Source organism: Halopseudomonas sp. (genome assembly GCF_041579695.1).
Classification (GTDB): domain Bacteria; phylum Pseudomonadota; class Gammaproteobacteria; order Pseudomonadales; family Pseudomonadaceae; genus Halopseudomonas.
The window spans coordinates 1-1,506 of the sequence record NZ_JBFGFI010000208.1 but is presented as its reverse complement, the minus strand read 5'-3'; the positions used below and the strand labels follow the sequence as shown (position 1 = coordinate 1,506).

Annotated in this window: 2 protein-coding genes and 1 pseudogene; 1 reads left to right on the top strand and 2 read right to left on the bottom strand. The window is 60.8% G+C overall.

The features are described from left to right. Nucleotides 1–598 (top strand): magnesium chelatase domain-containing protein (locus tag ABYA88_RS16460; RefSeq protein ID WP_373188461.1); only part of this gene is annotated, 598 nt, incomplete at its 5' end. On the opposite strand, the gene ABYA88_RS16455 is transcribed toward ABYA88_RS16460, so the two are convergent. Continuing rightward, nucleotides 599–955 (bottom strand): PilZ domain-containing protein, encoded by a 357-nt coding sequence (locus ABYA88_RS16455; protein WP_373188460.1) that lies wholly within the window; start codon nt 953–955, stop codon nt 599–601. A 54-nt stretch (nt 956–1,009) separates the two neighbouring features. Continuing rightward, nucleotides 1,010–1,506, bottom strand: a pseudogene (locus tag ABYA88_RS16450) (glutamate dehydrogenase); the annotation flags it as partial.

Sequence of the window (1,506 nt, the reverse complement as noted above, 5' to 3'; positions counted from 1 at the left end):
TGGTGCAGTCAACGAACTGGGCGTGTTCGCGATGACCGATAAGGGGCTGAAAGAAGTATCCAACCCCTCGGCGATTTTCCTCTCGCGTTACGAGACGCCGATCCCCGGCAGTGTGGTGATGTCCACCTGGGAGGGCTCGCGGCCCATGCTGGTGGAAGTGCAGGCGCTGGTGGATACCTCGCATCTGGGCAATCCCCGTCGCGTCACGCTGGGTCTGGACCAGAACCGGCTGGCGATGTTGCTGGCCGTGCTGCATCGCCACGGCGGCGTGGCGACCTACGACCAGGATGTGTTCGTCAATGTGGTGGGCGGGGTCAAGGTGTTGGAGACCGCGGTTGACCTGGCATTGCTGGCGGCGGTGATGTCGAGCCTGCGTAACCGGCCGCTGCCGATGGACCTGATGGTTTTTGGCGAGCTCGGGCTGTCCGGTGAGATACGGCCGGTACCCAGTGGTCAGGAGCGGCTGAAGGAGGCGGCCAAGCACGGGTTCACCCGGGCCATAGTGCCTCGCGCGAACGCCCCGAAGGAAAGCCCCAAGGGGATGCAGGTGGTCGCGGTGACACGGTTGGACGAGGCGCTGGCGGCTATCTTCGACTGATCAGAGCAGGCCACCGAGTTCGCGTTCCAGCAGCTTCTCATCGCCGGTATTCAGTGCGACCAGGCGTTTGAGATGACTGATCGAGTCCAGGTCGATGTGATCGCACTCGAAGCCAAGCAGGCCTTCCTCGGCATGGGCAAGGTGTACGTCCATGCGGATCTGGCTGCCCTCTGCGAGCTGGATAACGGCATTGAACTGTGCATGGTCGCTGACTGCCGTCCAGTCGGGCGGCTGGATAACCAGCAGGCCATGCAGCGAGACGTCCACCAGTTGCACATCGAATTCCACCCCGTCCTGGCGCAGGCTGGTCTGGGCGTCGAAGGGAATGCGGGTAAAACGGCGGCGGTCTTCACTCATGATTCTGCCCTGGCAGGCTACGTGTATCTATCACTATAGCCTCTGTTGGCGTTTTCAGATGATTCCCTGCGCAAGCATTGCTTCGGCTACCTTGGTAAAGCCTGCCAGGTTGGCACCCTTTACATAATCTATGTAATTGTCCGATTCTTCACCGCAGTCCACGCAGGACTGGTGAATGCATTTCATTATTTCGCGCAGACGGTCGTCTATCTCCGCCGCACTCCAGTGCAGATGCATCGCATTTTGCGACATCTCCAGTCCGCTGACAGCCACCCCGCCGGCGTTGGCAGCCTTGCCCGGACCAAAGAGAATGCACGCTTGCTGAAATACGGTGATAGCCTCGGCGGTCGAGGGCATGTTTGCGCCTTCGGTCACGCACTCGCAGCCATTGTCGAGCAGCACGCGCGCGTCGTCTGCGTTCAGCTCGTTCTGCGTTGCGCAGGGGATGGCAATATCGCACTCCAGGTGCCAGGGGGTGCAACCCTTGAGAAAGCGCAGGCCGGATTGCTGATCAAGCTCCTCGAGGCTGCGGTGTCCGTCATTTTTCAGGT